The organism is Amycolatopsis sp. NPDC054798, from assembly GCF_053611505.1.
In genome coordinates this window covers 13,053-34,282 of record NZ_JBSHAM010000026.1, presented here as the reverse complement: position 1 = coordinate 34,282, position 21,230 = coordinate 13,053, and the positions used below count along the sequence as shown (strand labels likewise).

The 21,230-nt window shown below is 70.7% G+C and carries 16 protein-coding genes; 6 read left to right on the top strand and 10 right to left on the bottom strand.

All coding sequences use genetic code 11. The features are described 5' to 3' along the window. Positions 1-8: 8 nt before the first annotated feature. From ACWGIC_RS18195 to ACWGIC_RS18185, 3 genes are all read left to right on the top strand, one after another. A complete protein-coding gene (locus tag ACWGIC_RS18195; RefSeq protein ID WP_452077097.1) occupies positions 9-1,253 on the top strand; it encodes a SagB/ThcOx family dehydrogenase in 1,245 nt (414 codons plus the stop codon). Further along, entirely contained in the window at positions 1,250-2,563 is a 1,314-nt protein-coding gene (locus ACWGIC_RS18190; RefSeq protein WP_452077096.1) for an amidohydrolase, read from the top strand. Before ACWGIC_RS18195 ends, ACWGIC_RS18190 begins: the two co-directional genes overlap by 4 nt. A gap of 203 nt (positions 2,564-2,766) precedes the next feature. Then, positions 2,767-8,178, top strand: coding sequence for an RHS repeat-associated core domain-containing protein (locus ACWGIC_RS18185; protein WP_452077095.1), 5,412 nt, complete (start codon positions 2,767-2,769; stop codon positions 8,176-8,178). Between the two features lie 101 nt (positions 8,179-8,279). On the opposite strand, the gene recG is transcribed toward ACWGIC_RS18185, so the two are convergent. Together recG and ACWGIC_RS18175 are read right to left on the bottom strand one after the other, a co-directional pair. Continuing rightward, positions 8,280-10,433, bottom strand: coding sequence for an ATP-dependent DNA helicase RecG (recG, locus tag ACWGIC_RS18180; protein WP_452077094.1), 2,154 nt, complete (start codon positions 10,431-10,433; stop codon positions 8,280-8,282). A 2-nt stretch (positions 10,434-10,435) separates the two neighbouring features. Then, complete coding sequence (locus ACWGIC_RS18175) at positions 10,436-12,022, bottom strand: DAK2 domain-containing protein (RefSeq protein WP_452077093.1); 1,587 nt, start codon at positions 12,020-12,022, stop codon at positions 10,436-10,438. 134 nt (positions 12,023-12,156) lie between these two features. Here ACWGIC_RS18175 and rpmB point away from each other — a divergent pair, with 134 nt between their 5' ends. Continuing rightward, entirely contained in the window at positions 12,157-12,348 is a 192-nt protein-coding gene (rpmB, locus tag ACWGIC_RS18170; protein ID WP_009074135.1) for a 50S ribosomal protein L28, read from the top strand. 213 nt (positions 12,349-12,561) lie between these two features. On the opposite strand, the gene ACWGIC_RS18165 is transcribed toward rpmB, so the two are convergent. The 5 genes from ACWGIC_RS18165 to ACWGIC_RS18145 form a co-directional block, all read right to left on the bottom strand. Beyond that, on the bottom strand, positions 12,562-13,350 hold the full coding sequence (locus ACWGIC_RS18165) for an alpha/beta fold hydrolase (RefSeq protein WP_452077092.1): 789 nt from the start codon (positions 13,348-13,350) through the stop codon (positions 12,562-12,564). 73 nt (positions 13,351-13,423) lie between these two features. Further along, the gene (locus tag ACWGIC_RS18160) at positions 13,424-14,101 is read right to left on the bottom strand and encodes a uracil-DNA glycosylase (RefSeq protein WP_182892179.1); all 678 of its coding nucleotides are present in this window, start codon (positions 14,099-14,101) and stop codon (positions 13,424-13,426) included. A gap of 117 nt (positions 14,102-14,218) precedes the next feature. Further along, positions 14,219-14,740: a gamma carbonic anhydrase family protein gene (locus tag ACWGIC_RS18155; protein WP_452077091.1), complete on the bottom strand. Its 522-nt coding sequence runs from the start codon at positions 14,738-14,740 to the stop codon at positions 14,219-14,221. 13 nt (positions 14,741-14,753) lie between these two features. Continuing rightward, positions 14,754-15,239 carry a GNAT family N-acetyltransferase gene (locus tag ACWGIC_RS18150; RefSeq protein WP_452077090.1) on the bottom strand — a complete coding sequence of 162 codons (486 nt, stop codon included), beginning with the start codon at positions 15,237-15,239 and terminating at the stop codon, positions 14,754-14,756. A 20-nt stretch (positions 15,240-15,259) separates the two neighbouring features. Further along, positions 15,260-16,219: a thiamine-phosphate kinase gene (locus tag ACWGIC_RS18145; RefSeq protein WP_452077089.1), complete on the bottom strand. Its 960-nt coding sequence runs from the start codon at positions 16,217-16,219 to the stop codon at positions 15,260-15,262. Between the two features lie 146 nt (positions 16,220-16,365). Here ACWGIC_RS18145 and ACWGIC_RS18140 point away from each other — a divergent pair, with 146 nt between their 5' ends. Then, positions 16,366-16,599 (top strand): Lrp/AsnC ligand binding domain-containing protein, encoded by a 234-nt coding sequence (locus tag ACWGIC_RS18140; RefSeq protein WP_009074118.1) that lies wholly within the window; start codon positions 16,366-16,368, stop codon positions 16,597-16,599. Between the two features lie 19 nt (positions 16,600-16,618). Next, positions 16,619-17,158: a DUF3515 domain-containing protein gene (locus ACWGIC_RS18135; protein ID WP_452077088.1), complete on the top strand. Its 540-nt coding sequence runs from the start codon at positions 16,619-16,621 to the stop codon at positions 17,156-17,158. On the opposite strand, the gene ACWGIC_RS18130 is transcribed toward ACWGIC_RS18135, so the two are convergent. The 3 genes from ACWGIC_RS18130 to pdxR all read right to left on the bottom strand — a co-directional run bounded on the left by ACWGIC_RS18130 (position 17,139) and on the right by pdxR (position 21,227). Continuing rightward, positions 17,139-18,479: an MFS transporter gene (locus ACWGIC_RS18130; RefSeq protein ID WP_452077087.1), complete on the bottom strand. Its 1,341-nt coding sequence runs from the start codon at positions 18,477-18,479 to the stop codon at positions 17,139-17,141. The two genes, ACWGIC_RS18135 and ACWGIC_RS18130, sit on opposite strands and share 20 nt — an antisense overlap. A 25-nt stretch (positions 18,480-18,504) precedes the next feature. Beyond that, a complete protein-coding gene (locus ACWGIC_RS18125; RefSeq protein ID WP_452077086.1) occupies positions 18,505-19,602 on the bottom strand; it encodes a D-alanine--D-alanine ligase family protein in 1,098 nt (365 codons plus the stop codon). Between the two features lie 254 nt (positions 19,603-19,856). Continuing rightward, positions 19,857-21,227: a MocR-like pyridoxine biosynthesis transcription factor PdxR gene (pdxR, locus tag ACWGIC_RS18120; RefSeq protein ID WP_452077085.1), complete on the bottom strand. Its 1,371-nt coding sequence runs from the start codon at positions 21,225-21,227 to the stop codon at positions 19,857-19,859. Between the last annotated feature and the right edge of the window lie 3 nt (positions 21,228-21,230).

The window sequence follows — 21,230 nt, the reverse complement described above, 5'->3', positions numbered from 1 at the left end:
GGCAGTTCATGTCCTTTCGAAAGACGTTCCTCGTCAACGGGAACCGGCTGCTCACGCGGGTGGGCCCGGCCGACGCGCCGGCCGGAGGCGCCGCGTTCGCGGGAAAAGCACGGTTGTCGCCGGAAGTATTGCTGAGAGTGGAGGACGGGGAATGGCTCGTCGAGTCCTCCCGGAGCCCTTGGCGCGTAGTGCTCCACGACCATCGTCTGATTCAGCTGGTCGGGTTGCTCTCGACCGGGCGAACCGCCGGCGATCTGGTCTCGGATCTCCTTTCCCCGGAACTCGTGGAGACTGTGCTGGGCGTCCTGCACGAAGCGGGATTCCTTTCCCCGGACGCCGTGCTCGCCACTCCGCCCGGACCCCGGTGGGAGGTCCACGACCGGTACTTCCACGCTCGAAGCCGAGGCGGGTGCACGCCGGACCACGTCGGCGGCACCTTCCGCGGCAGTCTCGGCCGCACCCCGTTACCCGCCAGCAAATCCCCGCTGCCGGGCGAGCGCATCCCGCTCGCGCGACCGACCTGGGAAGCGATGGCGCGGGAGGACCCCACTCTCGCAGTGGCGATGGAAGCCCGCACCTCCGTCCGAGGAAAGGCCCCGGTGCCGCTGAGCGCCGACGAGATCGGCGAGTTCCTTTACCGGGTCGCACGGATCCGGAGCCGCCAGCCGGAACCGACCGGCCCGGGACTCGGCTACGCCCGGTCGGACCGCCCTTTCCCTTCGGGCGGGGCGACGTACGAACTCGAGATCTACCTCACCGTGGCGCGTTGCCGCGGCCTCGATCCGGGCAGCTACCACTACGACGCCGCGGAACACGTGCTCCGGCCGATCGACGCGGACCCGGACGACCGCTCGGCGCTGCTGCACGTCGCGAGATCCGCGACCGGGGGCCAAGCCGACCCCGACGTCCTGTTCACGATCGCCGCCCGATTCGGGCGCGTCACCTGGAAGTACGAGTCGATGGCCTATGCACTGACCCTGAAGCACGTCGGCGTGCTCTACCAGACGATGTACTTGGTGGCCACCGCGATGAGGCTCTCGCCGTGCGCTCTCGGGAGCGGGGACAGCGTTGTCGCGGCCCAAGCTCTCCAGCTGGATCCGATCAAAGAGCCGACGGTAGGCGAATTTCTCCTGAGCGGATCGCCCGCGGCGGCGCCAGAGGCCCGGCGCGGCGACGAGTGGGAACCAGCGCAGGATCTCCAGTGGAAAGAGGCCGCGTTGCAAGCGCTCTGGTCGCCTCCGGTCGCCGGATGAGCGCCGAAACAACGCACACCGACCTGGCTTTCCTGAGGCAGGGGCGGGCAGCGCGTGCCGTGCTGACCGGATTGAGCGGCGCGGTGCGGTCGGCGGTCGCGTTCTACAAGGAGCTTCACCGCGACCCGGAACTCTCCGGGGAAGAGGAGATCACTGCCGCGCGTTTCGCTCGCCGTCTGCACGACTGCGGATTCGCCGTGACAACGGGGCTCGGCGGCCACGGAGTCGCCGGGCTGCTGCGCAACGGGCCGGGGCCGATGGTCGGGTTCCGGGCCGAGCTCGACGGGCTGCCGATCGAAGAGCGAACTGGGCTGAGCTACGCGTGCCCGCCTCATCGGTCCCGGATGCACGCGTGCGGGCACGACGCGCACCTGGCCGCCGCTGCGGGAAGCGCGGCGTTGCTCGCCGGAGCGAAAGAACGCTGGCAAGGTTCCCTGCTGGTGATCGGCCAACCGGCCGAGGAGACGCTGAGCGGAGCGCGGGCGATGCTCGACGACGGCCTCTACCGCCGTCTGGGCACTCCGGATGTCCTGCTGGCCCAGCACGTCGGGCCGTTGCCCTGCGGCACTGTCGCCCACAGCGGCACCGAGGTGATGGCTGCCGTCGCGGAATTGCGGATCACCATCCGCGGCCCGGGAGGCCACGGCGGCAGCCGTTCTTTGGCGAACGACGTTCTTTCCGCCGCGGCACGGCTCGTCCTGCTGGTCGAGGCCGCGCGAAGTCTCGGCACGGAACCGAATGCGCCCCTTGTTTCCGTCGGTGCCGTGCTCGCAGGCGAATCCGCCAACGTCATCCCCGCCGAAGCCGAGCTCAAGCTCAGCGTCCGCGCGCGTTCCGCGGCGGAGGTCGACCGCTGCGTCAACCGGGTCCGAGAGCTCGTGCACACGGCATGCGGAAAGCACGACGGCTCTCTTTCCGCCGAGTGCACAGTGGTCCGTCGTGGACCTGCTCTCCTCAACGATCCCGCAGCCGCCCTGCGGGTCCGTCGCTTGCACCGCTCGATGCTCGGCGATCGACGGGTCTTGTCCGTGCTCCCCGCGACTTCCGGAGAAGATTTCGGGCATTTCTCCTCATTCGCACGGAATCCGCGTCCCTCCGCGGGCGTTTCGACTGTCTACTGGTTCGTGGGCGCGACCGGCGCGGAACGATGGCGCGGCGCCCCCGGGTCCACATCCGACAAGCTGGCCGCGCTTCCCGGGTGCCACTCCCCGTACTTCGCGCCGGATCCGGAGCCGACCCTGGCCACCGCGATCACCGCGCTCGTTTCCGGAGCTTTCGCCTATCTCGAACCACGCGACGCTTCGGGCTGACGCCGGGCGAAAGGATCCTGCGACACCATCCCCGGCCGTCTCGCCGAAGCCGCGAAGTGCGTTCGGGCAAGGGTTCCGGGAGTTCAGGCAGCACGGCGGCTCCGCGGCGGCACCGCGCGGACCCAGTCGATAATCTCGGCGGACCGGCGGATCAGGCTCCGCTTTTTCGTCCTGCCCGTGCGCACCAGGAAATGGGACAACCGATGACCAACCCGTTGATCGCCCCGGTGAAGGAAACCTCGGCGATGGCCGGGGTTCCGTTGCTGGAGGACGCGACGGGGCTCAAGGAAGCGATCGAGAGCAAGAACTGGGCGGCCGTCGCGATCGGCGCGGTCGGGACCGCGATCGACGTGCTCACCGCGGTGATGGATCCGTTCGGCGCGATCTTCGCCGCCGGGGTCGGCTGGCTGATGGAGCACGTCGGGCCGCTCAAGGAGGCTCTCGACGCGCTCACCGGCAACGCCGACGAGATCAAAGCGCAGGCCGAGACCTGGACGAATGTCGCCAAGGAACTCGAGGGCGTCTCGGCGGAGCTGACCCAGCTGGTCAAAAAGGATCTGCAGGACTGGCACGGCGAAGCGGCCGATTCGTACCGGAAGAAAGCGGACGACACCTCGGCGCTGATCGCCAGTGCGCAGAAGGGTTCCGAGGGCGCGGCCAGCGGGGTCAAGACCGCGGGCGAGATCGTGGCGGCCGTCCGGTCGCTGGTGCGGGACACCATCGCGGATCTGGTGGGGCACCTGATCTCGTGGGCGTTGCAGGTGCTGTTCACCGCCGGGATCGGGATGGCCTGGGTGGTGCCGCAGGTCGTGTCGGCGGTGGCGAAAACCGCTTCGAAGATCACGCAGGTCACGACGAGGCTCGTCAAGGCGCTCAAGGCGCTGATCCCGTTGCTGAAGAAGGCCGGGACGCTGTTCGGGGACGCCGGCAAGGCGTTGAAGGGGCTCAAGAGCGGCAAATCGGCCCCGACGCACACTCCCAAGGACATCAACGTCAAATCCGGGGGCGGCACCAGGTCTCACCCCGGCGGTGACGACGGCACGCACACCTCCGGCGCGGAAGGCGGCGGCGGGCACCACGGCGACACCGGGAACACCCCCAAGAGCGGCAGCCCGGACGGCGGCGGCAACCACGGCGGCGAGCATCCGGGCGGCGGGCAGGACGGCCACACGTCGGCCTCCGGCAGTTCGTCGCCGGACAAGCCAAGGGGCAACAGCGACACCTCCCGCTCGCTGGACAAACAGGGCGAGAATTCGCGCACCCTCGACAACATCTGCACCACCGGCGACCCGATCGACGTCGCGAGCGGCCAGATGGTGCTGACCGAGATCGACGCGACCTTCCGCAGCTCGCTGCCGATGGTCTTCGAGCGCACGCACTTCTCGTCGTTCCGCGCGGGCGGCTGGCTCGGCTCCGCCTGGGTGTCCACATTGGACGAGCGGGTCGAGGTGCACCGCGACCAGGTGTGGTTCGCCGGTGCGGACGGGATCGTCCAGGTCTTCCCCCGGCCGGCCGGCGACCAGTGGGTCGCGGCCGAGCACGGGCCCGCGCGGTACCTGGCCGAGGAACCCGGCGGCGGGTTCGTCATCGAGGACCGCGAACGCGAGCGGGTGCTGACCTTCGAACGCGGCACCGGCACGGTCCGGCCGATCCGGTCGATCAGCGACCGCGGCGAGGAGCACATCCACTTCCAGCGCGACCAGCACGGCACGCCGACCGCGATCCGGCACAGCGGCGGCCAGATCATCCGGATCACCGCCGAAAACGGCCTCGTGACCGGGCTGTCCACCGTCACCGGGGACGGCACCGAGGTGCCGCTGGTCCGCTACGGCTACACGAACGGCGAACTGACCGAGATCACGAACGAATCCGGTCTCCCGTTCCGCTACGCCTACGACGCCATGGGCCGGATCGTCGAGTGGACCGACCGCAACGGCGAGTGGTACCGCTTCCACTACGACCGCGAGGGCCGGGTCGTGCGCACCGAAGGCTCCGGCGACTGCCTCACCGTCACCATGGAATACGGCGACCGGGTCACCCACGTCGTCGACTCGCTGGGCCGCCGCAGCGCCTACCACCTGAACGAAACCGGCAGGGTCGTGCGCGAGGTCGACCCTGCCGGTGCGACGCGCTCCTACGAATGGGACGCACTGGACCGGCTGGTCCGCGAAACCGACGAACTCGGCAGGCAGCGGGCCTACCGCTACGACGAGATGAACAACCTGGTCGCCCTCCGGCGGCCGGACGGCACCGAACTGACCATCGAGCGCAACGACTTCGGCCAGGCGGTCCGCATGGTCGAGGCTCCGGGCGTCGAAACCCGGTGGGAATACGACGACCGCGGCAATCTGACCCGCGTCGTGGAACCGGGCGGCGGGGCCACCGACTACACCTACGACGAGTGGGGGCACGTCGCGTCGGTCCGCGATCCGAACGGCTTGACGCTGACCGTGGTGTCCGACGACTCCGGCAACCCGATCACCGTCACCGACTCCCGCGGCGCGACGACTGCCTACACCTACGACTGCTTCGGCAGGCTCGCCACCATCGTCGATCCGAACGGCGCGGCCGAGGAATTCGGCTACACCGTCGACGGCGCGCTCGCCTGGCACCGCCGTCCGGACGGGTCGCTGGAGGAATGGCGCTACGACGGCGAAGGCAACAACCGCCTGCACGCCGACGCCTCCTCGGCGATCACCCAGCACGAAGTGACGCACTTCGACCTGGTCTCGGCCGAGATCCGGCCGGACGGCACCCGGCTCGAATACGCCTACGACACCGAACTGCGGCTCATCGCGGTGACCAACGAGCAGGGCCAGGTCTGGCGCTACGAGTACGACCTGGCGGGCAACCTCGCGCGGGAGACCGATTTCGGCGGGGCTTCCTCGTCCTACGGCTACAACGCCGCCGGGCAACTGACCGAAATCCGCAACGAGGCGGGCGACGTCGTCACCCTGCGCCGCGACGTCCGCGGCAACATCGTCGAGGAGATCGTCGATGGACCGTCCGGGACGCTGCGCACCCGCTTCGAGTACGACGTCCTCGGCGAACTCATCGCCCTCGACGACGGGACGACCCGCATCGAGTACACCAGGGACGCGGCGAGCCGGATCGTCGGCGAAACGGTCAACGGGCGGACCGTCCGCTCCGAATTCGACGCCGCGGGCAACCAGATCCGGCGGCAGACGCCGTCCGGGGCGGAAAGCGCCTGGGAATACGGCGAAGCTGGCGTCCCGGCCGCGATGCGCGCCGCGGGCCGCACCACCCGGTTCGAGTACGACCGGGCCGGCCGCGAAACCCTCCGCACGTTCGGGCAAGGCGCGGCGATCGCCCGCGGCTGGAACCCGGCGGGACGGCTCGCCAGGCAGGCGGTGCGGTCGGCGACCGGCGAACTGGGCCAGGACCGGCAGTACCACTACCGGCCCGACGGCCTGCCCGCCCGGATCGACGACGGGTCGGCCGGATCGCGCTGGCTCGCCATGGACGTCCGCGGCCGGGTGATCTCGGTGCGCGCCAAGGGCTGGAACGAGCAGTACGCCTACGACCCGACCGGACGGCTCGTCGACGCCGACTGGCCGGCTCCCGAGGAAGAGGACCGGCGCGGCAGGCGATCCGGACCCGCGTCGGTGATCACCGAGGCGGGCGGGGCCCGCTACACCTACGACCAGGCCGGCCGGATGCGCACCCGCCAGCACGAGGACGGGCGGACCTGGACCTACACCTGGGGTCCGCTGAACCGGCTCGCCGCGGTCGAGGTCCCGGACGGCACGACCTGGCGCTACACCTACGACCCGCTGGGCCGCCGGATCCGCAAGGAACACTTCGCCGCCGACGGGACGACGTCGCTCGAACGCGTCGACTTCGCGTGGGACGGCGAAACCCTGGCCGAGGCGACCCGTTCCGGCCCCGGCGCCGCCGAAACCACGGTCTGGGACTACGAACCGGGCACTTTCGTGCCGCTGCTGCAGCGTCGGCGCACTGGTTCCGCCGACCAGGACCGGATCGACGAGCAGTTCTTCGCCATCGTCGCCGAACCGTCCGGCACGCCGACCGAACTGATCGACGACCGCGGCGAAATCGCCTGGCAGGCCCGCAGCAGCCTGTTCGGCGTCGTGGTCGACGAGTCCGGCGGCGAGGGGACGCCGCTGCGGTTCCAGGGCCAGTATTTCGACGAGGAAACCGGGCTGCACTACAACTTCCACCGGTACTACGACCCGGTGCTCGCCCGGTACCTCAGCCCGGACCCGCTCGGGCTCGGCGGCGGACTGGACCCGCACGCCTACGTCAGCAACCCGCACGTCTCGGTCGACCCGCTCGGCCTTGTCGGGGGCTCCTGCAGCAAACCCCGGGGCTCCGGCGACGGGCATGGCTCCGGCGGCTCCCAGCGCGGCCGGGGCCGCACCCGCTCGCCCAGCCCCGGCCCGAACGGGGAACGGCGGATGCGTTCCCCCGGCGGCCGGGTCTACCAGGAGGGCCCGCCCACGGTCGCGGCCGGGGCGCGCAGGCGCGAGCACTACGGCTACAAGAACCTGTCGCACCAGCACTCCAAGATGCGGCCGCTGTTCGAGCGGAACGCGGTTTCGCCGCCGCCGAAGTTCCGCAAGCGCGGCGAAGACACGAAGTGGTACATGGACCCGAAGCGGCGCTACCAGACGCACGACTACCTGGGCAATCCCACCGGCATCGTCCGCGGCCACAGCAATGTCGTGATGGGCCACAACCCGTCGGCCGGAACCCACTTCAACCGGACCGGCATCCACCAGACGCCCGACCAGAACTTCGCGCACAACTCCGACGTCAGCATCTTCAAGCACCTCGAACCGAAGAAAGCGTCCGCCGCGAGCGGATCCCAGGAACCCAGGTTCGACGCCCCGACCCCGAAGCGCGGCAACCGGGTCTACTGGGACCCGAACCATCCCGGCTACGTCGGCAACCCGGACGCCGACTGGAACCTGGTGCCTCCGAAGCCGAGCAGGTCCTCCGGCGGACACGGCGGCAGTTACGGCGGCGGTTCCAGCAGTTACGGCGGCGGATACAGCGGTGGTTCCAGCAGCCACGGCGGCGGGTACGGCGGCGGATACGGCGGCGGCTCCAGCAGCCACAGCGGTGGCTACGGCAGCGGCGGTTACAGCAGCCACAGTGGCGGCTACAGCGGCGGCGGGTACAGCAGCGGCGGATACGGCGGCAGCAGCCACGGCGGATACAGCGGCGGCAGTTACGGCGGCAGCAGCAGCCACGGCGGCGGTTACAGCGGCAGCCATGGCGGCGGGTACAGCAGCCATGGCGGCGGGTACAGCGGCGGATACGGGGGCAGCAGCAGCCACGGCGGCGGCTATAGCGGCAGCTACGGCAGCGGCGGATACAGCAGCCACGGTGGCGGGTACAGCGGCAGCTATGGCAGCGGCGGCTACAGCGGCGGTGGTTACGGCGGAGGCAGCAGCAGCCACGGCGGCGGATACAGCGGCGGATACGGCGGCAGCAGTAGCCACGGTGGCGGGTACAGCGGCAGCTACGGCGGCGGCGGTTACAGCGGCGGCGGCAGCTACGGCGGCGGACACAGCGGCAGTGGCAGGAACCACGGCTACGACTCCGACGACGACATCTACGACGCCTGACCCCGCAAGGAAACCCGCAGCGGCGACTCAGCAAGAAAGGCGTGGGCCGGAAAACACCCGGGCCACGCCTCCCAAGGGCACCACGCCAAGCAGAACGCCGCTCAGCTCTTCTCGAGGTACTCCGCGCGTTCCAGGTCCACCACGTCGGCCACCATCTGCTTCAACCCGCCGGACGAGGCCAGCGACGGATCCCGCTCCACGATCTCCTGAGCCTGCGCCCGCGCCGTCGTGATCACGTCCTCGTCGCGCAGCAGCGACAACAACTTCAGCCCGGACCGCTTGCCGGACTGGGCCGCACCAAGAATGTCGCCTTCCCGGCGCAGTTCCAAGTCCAACCGGGACAGTTCGAAACCGTCCGTTGTGGACTCGACGGCCGCCAGCCGTTCCCGGGTGGAGGTGCCGTCCAAGGTTTCCGTGACCAGCAAGCACAATCCGGGCACGCTTCCCCGCCCGACGCGGCCGCGCAGCTGGTGCAGCTGGCTCACGCCGAAGCGGTCGGCGTCGAGGATGACCATCGCCGTCGCGTTGGGGACGTTCACGCCGACCTCGACCACGGTCGTCGCGACCAATACGTCGATCTTCCCGTCGCCGAACGCCCGCATGACGGCGTCCTTCTCGTCGGTCGGCATCCGGCCGTGCAGTGCGGCGATCTTCAACCCCTTCAACGCGCCGTTGGCGAGATCCGGCGCGACGTCCAGCACCGCGAGCGGCGGCCGTTTGTCGCTCTTGTCCGAGGGCGGTTCGTCGCCGATCCGCGGGCACACGACGTAGGCCTGGTGTCCCTTGCCGACTTCCTCGCTGACCCGCTGCCACACCCGGTCGAACCACGCGGGTTTCTCCGCGACCGGCACGACCGTCGTCTTGATCGGCGAGCGGCCGACTGGCATTTCGCGCAGCGCTGAGATTTCCAGGTCGCCGTAGACCGTCATGGCGACCGTGCGCGGGATCGGCGTCGCCGTCATGACCAGGACGTGCGGGCTGGTCGAGTCGGAGCCGCGCGAGCGCAGCGCGTCCCGTTGCTCGACGCCGAACCGGTGCTGCTCGTCCACGACCACCAGGCCAAGATCGGCGAACTGCACGGTGTCCTGGATCAGCGCGTGCGTGCCGACGACGATGCCCGCCTCGCCGCTTACCGTCTCCAGCAACGCTTTCTTGCGTTCTTTCGCGCCCATCGACCCGGTCAGCAGGGTGATCCGCGTGGCGTTCTCGGCCGCGCCCAGTTCGCCCGCCATCCCAATGTCGCCGAGCATTTCGCGCAGCGAGCGCGCGTGCTGTGCGGCCAGTACCTCGGTGGGCGCGAGCATCGCCGCCTGCCGCCCGGAATCGACGATCTGCAGCATCGCCCGCAGCGCGACCACCGTCTTGCCGGACCCGACTTCGCCCTGCAGCAACCGGTTCATCGGGTGCTCGGTCGAGAGGTCAGCCGCGATCTCGTCGCCGATCGCGCGCTGGCCAGCGGTGAGGTCGAACGGCAGCCGCTTGTCGAACGCGTCGAGCAGACCGCCGTCGACGTGCGGGCTCGCCTTCGCCGGACGCGACACCGCGGAATGCCGTCGCTGCGCGAAAATCAGCTGCACGGCCATCGCTTCGTCCCACTTGAGCCGGTGCCTCGACGTCTCCAGGTGCGCCCAGTCCTCCGGGCGGTGGATGCCGCGCAGCGCGCGTTCGAGACCGGGCAGCCCGTGCCGCTTGCGCAGTTCCTCGGGCATCGGGTCCTCGCCGACCTCCAGCACGTCCAGCACCTGCCGCACGCATTTGGCGATCGACCAGGTCGGCATGCCTTGCGCCGCCGGGTAAACCGGGATGATCTCGGCGAGGAAGCTGTCGACCGCCTCGGCCTCGCGTTCGGCGTCGAGCAGCTCGTACTCCGGGTTGGCCAGCTGCAGCGTGTCCCGGAACGCGGTGACCTTGCCCGCGAACAGCCCGGTCTTGCCGGGGACCAGTTCCTTCTCGCGCCACGCCTGGTTGAAGAACGCGCACGCGAGCCGTCGTTTGCCGTCGGTGATCACCATGTCGAGGATGGTGCCGTTGCGGGATTTCATCCGGCGCTTGCTGATCTTCTCGATCCGCGCGAGCACGGTCGCGTGCTCGCCGAGCTCCAGCCCGGCGATGTCGGTCAGCTCGCCGCGTTCGGCGTAGCGGCGCGGGTAGTGGCGCAGCAGATCGGAAACCGTCTCGATGTCGAGCGCGCTCGAGAGCGCCTTCGCGGTTTTCGCGCCCAGCAGCAGCGGGAGTTTGTCGCGAAGCCCGGCCATGATTATTCGACCCCCATCAGCAGCACAGCGTCGCTTTGACCGCCGGCGTAACTCGTCAACTCCACCTCGGGGTGCTCCAGCCGCAGTTGCTCGGCGAGTTCCGCGGCCACCCTCGGCGGGGCGTCCGCGCCGCTCAGTACGGTGACCAGCTCGCCGCCGAGCGCCAGCATCCGGTTCAGCACGCTGACCGCGGCCGCGACGAGGTTCGTCGCCGACGCCGGGGCGGGTTCGATCAGCACCACCTCGTCGTCGACCAGACCGATCACGTCGCCGGACTGGGCCCGGCCCACCCAGGTTAGCGACTCCTCGCGGGCGATCCGCAGCTCGCCACGCCTGGTCGCGGCCGCCGCCTCGGCCATCGCGACGACGTCGTCGTTGACCCGGCGGCCGCCGTCGTGCACCGCGAGCGCGGCCAGCACCTGCACCGGCGACGAGCACGGGATCACCACGACGTCGCGCTCGCCCGCCATCGGATGCCCGGCCGCGGTGTCGGCGGCCGCGGTGAGGTCCGGCCCGCCCGGCAGCACGCTCAGATGCTGGCCCGCCGCCTCGTTGAACAGCCCGATCATGTCCTCGACGCTGGGCAACTCGCCGTCCGGCACCGCCAGCACGGCGACGCCCTCCGCCCGCAGCAGCTCGGCGAGCCCGCCGCCGCGCACCACCGCGACCACGGACCGGTCGATGCCGCCACCGGGTTCGATCGGCGTCGGCGTGATCAGCGGTTCGACCCGGATCCGCCGCGGCCTGCCCAGCTGCAGCCCGGCCTCGATGGCCGCGCCGATGTCCGCGCAATGAACATGCACCGCGTGACTGCCCGAACCGTCGCCGGCCACGGTCACGCTGTCGCCGAACCCGCTCAGCTCCTTCCGCAACGCGGGCAACCGGGCCTCGTCGACCTCGTCCAGCAGGTACATGACCTCCCACGCGTACGGCACCTGCTCCGGCAGCGAAGCCACGGCCTGCAGGTCATGCCCGGGTTCCTCGGTTTCGCCGGTGATCACGCCAGCCAGCGCGTCGAGCACCGCGACCAGACCCCGGCCCCCAGCGTCGACGACTCCAGCCTTGGCCAGCGCGGGCAGCTGCTTGGGCGTCTCCTCCAGCGCTGCCGCCGCCACGGTGACGACCTCGCGCGCGACCTCAGACAACGTCCGCTTCGTCCCTCGGACGGCTGCGGCGACGGTGTGCAGGACGGTCAGCATCGTCCCGGCGACCGGCCTGCTGACCGCGCCCGTCGCGACCTGGTCCGCCCGCCCGAGCGCGGCAGCGAGACCGGCGCCGTCGAGGTCGCCGCCGTCTCCCGCCCAGTCCGCCATCCCCCGCACGACCTGGGACAGGATCACGCCCGAGTTGCCCCGCGCGTGCGCCACCGCCCCGCGCGCCAGGACGGCCAGCGCCTCAGCCGCGTCCGCCGGTTCCGCCCCGGCGAGCGCCTCGTGCGCGCCGGTCATCGTGTACAGCAGGTTGGAGCCGGTATCGGAGTCCGCGACCGGGTAGACGTTGATGCCGTCGATAGCCGTGCGCAGCCTGTCCAAGCTGCGCACAGAAGCCGCCGCCCAGCCCGACACCGCCGCCGCGTCCAGCACCCGCACCCCGTAACCTCCTAGCCGGTCCCCGCGAGGGTAACGACCCCGCGGCAAGGCCCCCGAAACCACTCGTTACTATGGTCGAGTTGCCCGGCACGTTCGGGCGCGCATTCTTTGTCCCATATCCAGAGGAGTTCGACGTGGCTGCCGTGTGCGACGTCTGTGGCAAGGGACCCGGCTTCGGCAAGTCGGTCTCGCACTCCCACCGGCGTACCAACCGCCGGTGGAACCCGAACATCCAGGTTGTGCACGCGAAGGTCGGCGTGTCCCAGCGCAAGCGCCTCAACGCCTGCACCTCGTGCATCAAGGCTGGCAAGGTCGTCCGCGGGTAGCGACAACTTTAAGGTGGCGAGTGCTCGTGGAGAGCACTCGCCATTTTTTTGTCGCTATGTGCCTTCTGGGGGTCGAACCCCCGGGCCCCCGCCAGGGGGCAAGCCCCCTGGACCCCCGCGTTGGGTCGCCTCGGGCCTTGCCCCTCGGGTTTGGCCTGGGACTTGGCCCTCGGAGCTAAAGGGGCGAGTGCTTCGGCACCCGCCCCTTTTTCGTCACCTCAGGAAGTTCGCCAGCACGTCCCGCAGGGTCTCCGGCGCGTTCAGCACCCCGTGGTCCTGCCCCGGGATCTCCTCGTACCGCCCGTGCGCGACAGCAGCCGCCACAGCCTTCGCCGACGACGTCATCCACGCCTCCCCGGCACCGCCCGACAGGGACAGCACCGGCACGGTGACCGCGGCCAGCCGGTCCGTCGGCAGGTGGTTGCCGCGACCGCAGATCGTCAGGTCGTACGGCAGCGTGTGCGCCAGGCCGACGAACCAGCCCCACACCGGCGCGGACTTCATCGACTCCACGATCTCCGCCGGGGTTCCGGTCCCCTCGACCAGGAACAGCTCGACCGCGCCGTCCCGGTCGCCGTCGGCGAGGCGGGCGCTCACCCGGTCGACCAGATCCTCGGCGGGACGCGGGCGGTCGTCGCCGACGAACGGCGGTTCGTACACCGCCACCTTCGTGACCGGCAGGCCGCGCGCCGCCGCTTCCAGGGCCAGGATCGCGCCGGACGAATGGCCGAACAGCGCGGCCGAACCGCCGACAGCCTCGATCAGCACCTCAAGGTCGTCGATCTCGCGCTCGACCGCGTAGACCTGCGCGTCGCCGCTGTCGCCGCGGCCTCTCCGGTCGTAAGCGACCGCGGTGAAGCCCGCGTCGGCCAGCACCGCGGCGAGCCCGGCGACGGTCGTCCGGTCGTTCACCGCGCCGCCGACCAGCAGCACCGGCGAACCCGAGCCGTAAGTGTCGAAGGCGATCGGGGTGCCGTCGGCGGACGTGATGGTGGCGGTCATGGCTTTCCTCCAGGGTTTTCGGTCGTTCTCACCCTGGTGGTCGGAGCGGGCCGCCGGAACTGGACACGCCGCGTCAGGGAAGTTTCCAGTCGAGCGGTTCCGCGCCCTGCTGGACCAGCAGCTGGTTCGCCCGGCTGAACGGACGCGACCCGAAGAAGCCGTTGCGCGCCGAGAGCGGGCTCGGATGCGCCGATTCGATGCACGGCACGTCGCCGAGCATCGGCCGCAGGTTCCGCGCGTTGCGGCCCCACAGGATCGCCACCAGCGGCCCGCCGCGCGCGGCGAGTGCCTTGATCGCCTGCTCGGTGACCTGTTCCCAGCCCTTGCCCTGGTGCGAGTTGGACTTGTGCGGCTGCACGGTGAGCGACCGGTTCAGCAGCAGCACGCCCTGTTCGGCCCACGGCGTCAGGTCGCCGTTGGACGGCGTCGGGTGGCCGAGGTCCTCGCAGTACTCCTGGTAGATGTTGATCAGGCTCTTCGGGATCGGCCGCACGTCCGGGGCCACCGAGAAGCTCAGGCCGACCGCGTGCCCGGGAGTCGGGTACGGGTCCTGGCCGACGATCAGCACGCGGACGTCGTCGAACGGCTGCTTGAACGCGCGCAGCACGTGCTCGCCCGCGGGAAGATAGGTGCGGCCCGCGGCGATCTCGGCGCGGAGGAACTCCCCCATCGCGGCGACCTGCGGGGCCACTGGTTCAAGGGCTTTCGCCCAGCCGGCTTCGACGATTTCGTCCAGCGGTCGTCCAGTCACGGCCCGCGAGCCTAGCGGCACGTGCCCGGGGTCACTGTGGCGGGTCCACCCTCTGGCGAGATGTCCGTGAAGGGCTCCTTGAGGGAATCTGATTCCCTCAAGGAGCCCTTCACGGACTTAGTCCAGCCTGCGCAGCTCGGCCCGGAACCGCGCCCCGCGCCGGACGTAGGAATCCACCACCGCGGCGATCTGGTCTTCCGAAAACGACTTGTTCGGCCGCGTTTTCGCCGGAACCCCGAGCGCGATCTCGCCGGTGCCGACCCTCGATTCGTACGACAGCACCGCGCCCGCGCCGACCATCCCGCCGTCCTCGATCACGCTTCCGTTCAGCACCACCGAACCCGAGGCGATCAGGCAGCCGGTGCCGATCGTCGCGCCCTCGACGTGCACCGCGTGCCCGACCGCCGACGACGGGCCCAGGATCGTCGGATGCCGCGCGGTGCAGTGGACGACGCAGCCGTCCTGCACGTTCGAACGTTCGCCGATCTCGATGTACCCGTGGTCGCCGCGCAGCACCGTCTGCGGCCAGACCGACGCGCGCGCCCCGATCCGGACGTCGCCGATCACGGTGGCGTCGGGATGGACGTAGGCGTCCGGGTGGATGGTCGGGACCAGGTCGCCGAGCGCGTAGATGGCCAATGCCGCCTCCGGGTCAGGGTCGGTCGTGGGCGAGATCCTTGCCGTAATACCGGCTTTCGGGCATATCGCCGTAATAACCGAAGGCCGGGACCTCGACGTAACCCGACGAACGGTAGAGGGCGATCGCTTCCGGTTGTTCGGTGCCCGTCTCCAGCACGACCCGGCGCCGTCCGGCGGCGATCGCGGTGCGTTCCAGTTCGGCGAGCATCGCGCGGGCGAAACCGCGGCCCCGCGCGGATTCGACCACGTACATCCGTTTCAGCTCGACGTCGCCGGGCCGGAACGTCGGCTCGGGACCGTCGTGCGCGCGCCACGCGCCGGACGCCACCGGCACGTTGTCCAGGTACCCGACCAGAAACAGGCCCCGCGGCGGTGCGAACTCCGCGGGGTCCATCGGGGTCTCGTCCTCGGAGCCGTAGCGGCGCACGTACTCCAGCTGCACCTCGGCCATCAGCTTCACGGCGTCGGGATGGTCGAAGGCGACGACACGGATGTCCACGCCGTCAGCCTAATAAAGGATTACTGCTGCCAGTGCTCCCAGCCGCCTTGCTGGTCGTACTCGCTGCCGTCCACAGTGACCCCGGAGCCGGGCATGGTGACCACGCCGATTTTGCGCCAGCCATCGGGCAGGTCGTCGAACGGCGGGAACGTCGCGACCAGCGCGTGGTCCTCGCCGCCGGTCAGCACCCACTGCAGCGGGTCCGCGCCCAGCGCGCTGCCGACCTCCTTCAGCCGCGTCGAAACCTCCAGCAACGCGGTCTGCACGTCGAGCCCGACGTCGGACGCGGCGGCCAGGTGCGCGAGATCGGCGAGCAGCCCGTCGGAGACGTCCATCATCGCCGTCGCGCCGGCGCGCGCGGCTTGCGGACCGGCCGCGTACGGCGGTTCCGGGCAGCGCTGCGCGTTCACCACTCCGACCGGCGACCGGAATCCCCGGCGCAGCACCGCGAGCCCGGCCGCGGCCCAGCCGAGCCGTCCGCACACCGCGAGCACGTCGCCGGGGCGCGCGCCGGACCGGGTCACCGGTTCGCGATCTTCGAGATCGCCTAACGCGGTGACGCTGATCACGAGCTGATCCGCGCTCACGAGATCCCCGCCGGACACGCCGATGCCCGCCGTGCCCGCCTCGGCCCACATGCCGTCCATGATCTCGGTCACGACCCGCGACGGGGTGTCGGCCGGGCAGGCGAGCCCGACGACCACCGAAGTCGGTTTCGCTCCCATCGCGGCGATGTCGGACAGATTCACCGCGACCGCCTTGCGCCCCGCCTGCTCCGGGCTCGACCAGTCGAGCCGGAAGTGCACGCCGTGGACCAGCACGTCGGTCGTCACGACCACGCGGCCGTCCGGCGCGGCGAGAACCGCCGCGTCGTCGCCCGGGCCCAGCAGTGTCGACGGCGGCTGCGCGCGTCCTTCGGTGACCCGCCGGATCAGGCCGAACTCGCCTGTCGCGGCCACCGAGTGCTCTTCCGGTGACACCGGTCACCTCCTGTTTCCCTCGCCTGTGTCGGATCGGCCACCGACAATCGGATCCCCTAGGTTTTTCCCAGGGCTGGCGCTACGTTTCCTACACCGTCTACACCGTTCCTACCTCGACTAGACCGCCACCGACGAAAGGGCACGCCGTGGTCCACGCATACATCCTCATCCAGACCGAGGTCGGCAAGGCCGCCGCGGTGGCTGCGGAGATCGCCGGGGTCCCGGGCGTGACCAGCTCCGAGGACGTCACCGGCCCCTACGACGTGATCGTGCGCGCCGCCGCGGACACTGTGGACCAGCTCGGCCAGCTCGTCGTCGCCCGCGTGCAGAACGTGGAAGGGATCACGCGCACGCTGACCTGCCCGGTCGTCCATCTCTGAGCCGTGGTCCACTGAGGCGGTGGCAGACACCGACACCGGGGCTCCTCCGAAGGTCGTCCTCGTCACCGCGTCGTTGCTCGTGGCCGCGCTGGCGGTCGCGGTCGCGGTCGTCGCGCTGACGAAAAGCTCCTCCGGACAATCCGACCCGAACCAGCCGCTCGCGCTCGTTTCCGTTCCCGCGCCGCAGGCCGGGTCGCCCGACTGCGCGAAGCTGATCGCCGGGGTCCCGGGCACCCTCACGTCGAACGGCAAGGAACTTTCGCCGCGCACGCTCGCCGAGCCCGCGCCGAAGGCCACCGTCGCGTGGGGCGAACCGGATCCGGTCGTGCTGCGCTGCGGCCTCGAACGCCCGCCGGAGCTCACCCAGACCTCACCGCTGCGCGTGGTCGACAAGGTGCAGTGGCTGCAGATCGAGCAGGGCGGTTCGGCCACCTGGTACGCGGTCGACCGGCCGGTCTACGTCGCGCTGACCGTCCCGGCGAGCGCCGGAACGGGCCCGCTGCAGGCCATTTCGGACGTGATCGCGGCGAAGCTGCCGGTCAAACCGCTGAAGTTCTAGCCGCGATCTTCTCCAGCGATTCGCCGGTGGTGCGCGGCCCGAGCACGGCCACGTCGACCATCAGCAGCACCATCGCGCCCGCGACCACGGCGAACATCGTCGTCGCGCCCGCCGAATGCAGGATCGGCAGCAGCACGAACGGCATCGCGGCCGTCGCGAGCCGGGACAGCGCGTAAGCCGAACCGGCCGCGGTGCCGCGCAACGACGTCGGGAACAGCTCACCCTGATAGGTGTGGAACGCGTTGGAGAACACGTTGCTCACGGCGGTGTAGCAGAACCCGAACACCGCGATCAGCACGCCGGACGTCGCGTAGCCGAAGGCCAGGCCGAACACCGCCATCGCCGCCGCGCTCGCGACGATCAGCCATTTGCGTTCCAGCCGTTCGATGATCGGAATGGACAGCGCGGAGCCGATCGGATAGCCGAGGAAGGTGAGCGCGCTGAACGTCAGCGACGTGACGAGGCTGAAACCCTTGGCAGCGAGCACAATCGGCACCAGCGAGCCGAAACCGTAGTAGCCGAACGACTGCAACAGCTGGAAGACGTACAGCATCGCCGTGCGGCGGAACCACGGCGGACGCAGCAACGCCGACGCGCGTACCGGTTCCGGCGCGGGCGGTTCCGGCTCCGGCTCGGGCAACGGCTGCGGCGCGCTCTCTTCGAGCTTGCGCACGACCTCGTCCGCTTCGCCGAGTCTTCCTTGTGCTGCAAGCCAACGCGGTGATTCCGGCAGCGTGAACCGCAGCGCCCACACGACCGCCGCGCCCAGCGCGCCGATCACGAACAGCCAGCGCCAGCCGTCGATGCCCAGCGGCGCGTGCCCGACGAGCGCGCGGGCAAGAAAACCAGCGGCCGGGACGCCGCAGAAGCCGATCGTGTAAGCCCAGGCTGTCGCGCGGCCGCGAGAGCGGGCGGGCAGCAGGTCGGCCAGATAGGCGTCGGCCACCGGCAGTTCCGCGCCGATGCCGATCCCGGCGATGAAGCGGCAGATCACCAGCATCCACACGTCGGTGCTGAACGCGCCGAGCAGCGTGAACACCGAGTACAGGCCCAGCGTGAGCAGGAAAGCGCGCCGCCTGCCGAGGCGGTCGGCCAGCCTGCCGAGGAACACCGCGCCCACGAACGCGCCGACGAACGCCGACGCCAGGACGTACTTCAGCGTCGTCGGGGTGACGCCGAACTCCTTGGTGAGGACGGTGCTGATGGTCGCGGCGAGGAACAGGTCGTAGAGGTCGAAGAAGGTGGCGATGCCGACCACTGCGACGAAGTACCGGTGCCGCCGGGTGACCGGGAGCCGGTCGAGCCGGGACGCGATCTGCACGCGCGGGGGTTCCTTCCGGTCGCGGTCAGCGCAGGCCGGTGCCCCGGGCGAGCGCGGTGTCGATCAGCGTCGACAGCAGCGTCGGGTAGTCCACCCCGGTCACCTCCCACATCTTCGGGTAGGCGGACTTCGTGGTGAAGCCGGGCATCGTGTTGACCTCGTTGATCACCAGGTCGCCCTCCTCGGTCACGAAGAAGTCGACGCGGGCGAGGCCCTGGCAGTCGAGCGCGCGGAACGCCTCGACGGCCATCGCGCGCAGCCGGTCGCTGAGCGCGTCGTCCAGTTTGGCCGGGATGTCCAGCTCGGCGTCCTCGCCGAGGTATTTGGTTTCGAAGTCGTACCAGGCGTCCTCGCCCTCGGCGAGCACCCGGATCTCCGCCGGGAGCGACGCCTCGACGCGGCCGTCCGGGAATTCCAGCACGCCGCATTCGACCTCGCGCCCGCGCACGGCGGCCTCCACGAGCACCTTCGGATCGGTGCGGCGGGCCAGCTCGATCGCGTCGTCCAGCCGCGCCCAGTCGGCGACCCGGGAGATCCCGACCGACGAACCGGCGCGGGAGGGCTTCACGAACACCGGCAGGCCAAGGCGTTCGCGGTCCTGTTCGGCCAATGTGGACTGTCCGCGGCGCAGCGCGGCGTAGGTGCCGACCGGCAGTCCTTCCGCGGCGAGCAGCTTCTTCGCGTATTCCTTGTCCATCGCCGCCGCGCTGGCGAACACGCCGGGGCCGACGTACGGGATGTCGGCGAGTTCGAGCAGGCCCTGGATGGTGCCGTCCTCGCCGAAGGCCCCGTGCAGCACCGGGAAGACGACGTCGACAGTGCCGAGCACCTCGGTGGCCTCGCCCGGGTCGACCGTGCGCAGCTCGCGGCTGGTCGGGTCGCCGGCGAGCACGAGCGCGCGGCCGGACTCGACCGAGGGCAGCTCGCGGCCCCGGATGCTGAGCTGTTCCGGGTCGCCGGTGCCGAGCACCCAGCCGCCGCTCGGCGTGACGCCGACCGGGAGCACCTCGAAGCGGTCCGGATCCAGGTTCGAGATCACGCTGCCCGCGGACAGGCACGAGATGGTGTGCTCGCTGCTGCGCCCGCCGAACACGACCGCGACCCGGATCTTTTCAGCACTCATAGCCGGTCACCGTACCGGGTGAGCATCGCCGGCAGCGCGCGCCGGGGGTGTCTGCGCTGGTCGCCGCGGGGGTGCAGGCGAGCGCCGCCTGCCACCCGCCGCCCGCTTCGGCCGGGAACGCCCCAATGCCACATTGGGTGCATCTCACGCACCCAATGTGGCGTTCGGTGCGTCCCACGCACCCAATGTGGCATTGGGGCGCTAGCGGCGGCACGGACTAGAGGCGAGTGCCCGGCGGCGAGACCTCAGCGGAGTCAGCGGAGGAGATCGACCAGCGTCGGCACCGCGGCCATCAACGCTTCCCGCGAGCAGCCCGCGTACCCCAGCGCGATCCCGTGCACCGTCGGCGTTCCGGCGAAATGGCGCGCCAGCCCGTCGAGCCGGATCGCGTGCCGTTCCGCGGCGGCGATCAGCTGCGCCTCGGCCTCGGCGCTTTCCGCGGGCACCACCAGGTGCGCACCGGCGTCGTCGCCGACGAACGGGATCCCGGCGTTCGACAGCGCGGCCACCAGGACCGATCGCCGTTCGGCCATTTCCCGGCGCAGTTTCCGCAGGTGCCGGCCCAGATCGCCGGTCCGGGCCAGTTCGACCAGCACCCGCTGTCCCGCCGGGGACGGCCGGGTGCCGGTGAGATCCCGGTACGCCAGCACGGAATCCGCGACCGCGGCGGGTGCGACGAGCCAGCCCGCGCCGAGTGTCGGGGTGAGGATTTTGCTGGTGGTCCCGAGGTGCACGACGACGTCCGGGGCGAGCGCGGCCAGCATCGGCAGCGGGGCGACGTCGAAGCGCAGTTCGCCGTCGTAGTCGTCTTCGATGACCAGCATGCTTTCCGCGCGAGCGCGTTCCACGAGCTGCACGCGCCGGGCCGCGCTCATCCGGCTGCCCATCGGGTATTGGTGCGCGGGCGAGCAGTAAACCGCGCGCGCCCCCGCGGGAATCGCGTCGGGACGTAGTCCTTCCTCGTCCACCGGCACGCCCACGACGGTGAGCCCGGCTTGCCGGAAGGCTTGCACCGCACGCTGATAACCCGGTTCCTCGAAGGCGACGACCGCACCTCGGCGCAACACCGCGGCGGCGAGTTCCACGACCGCTGCGGTGGTACCGCCGGTCGCGAGCACCGAGCCCGCGGCCAGACCACGGTGGCGCAGCAGGTGTTCCGAGACAGTCGCGCGGTACTCGGGCAGCCCGGCGCGGTGTGCGCGAGTGAGCGGCTCGGGATCGGCAGCCGCCCGCCACGCACGCCGCCACGCCGCGCGGTCGAGCCCGCCCGCCCACGGCGCGCCTGGCGTGAGGTCGAGCACCGGGGCCGATTCCGTCTCGGCGAGCAGCGAACCGGGCACGGTGACGGACGCGGCGGCGCGGGTCGGCGGGGTGGTCACGTAGGTGCCGGAGCCGTGCCGTCCGGCGATCCAGCCCTCCGCGTGAAGTTGCTCGTACGCGGCGGAAGTGACCGTGCGCGAGACGCCGAGCCGTTCGGCCAGCGCGCGTGTGGACGGCAGCCGGTCGCCGCCGCGGAGGTGTCCGCCGGCCGCGGCTTCGCGCAGCGCGTCGGCCAGCTGCACGGCCAGCGGAGTGGCCGCTTCGCGGTCGAGACTGACCGGCAGGGCGGTGTCGGCGTAGGACACGGC

Excerpts from the sequence above, each read along its gene's own strand:
- ACWGIC_RS18185 (WP_452077095.1), top strand. The coding sequence starts at position 2,767 with ATGACCAACCCGTTGATCGCCCCGGTGAAGGAAACCTCGGCGATGGCC.
- recG (WP_452077094.1), bottom strand. The coding sequence starts at position 10,433 with ATGGCCGGGCTTCGCGACAAACTCCCGCTGCTGCTGGGCGCGAAAACC.
- ACWGIC_RS18165 (WP_452077092.1), bottom strand. The coding sequence starts at position 13,350 with ATGACCGCCACCATCACGTCCGCCGACGGCACCCCGATCGCCTTCGAC.
- ACWGIC_RS18195 (WP_452077097.1), top strand. The coding sequence starts at position 9 with ATGTCCTTTCGAAAGACGTTCCTCGTCAACGGGAACCGGCTGCTCACG.
- ACWGIC_RS18190 (WP_452077096.1), top strand. The coding sequence starts at position 1,250 with ATGAGCGCCGAAACAACGCACACCGACCTGGCTTTCCTGAGGCAGGGG.
- ACWGIC_RS18125 (WP_452077086.1), bottom strand. The coding sequence starts at position 19,602 with ATGAGTGCTGAAAAGATCCGGGTCGCGGTCGTGTTCGGCGGGCGCAGC.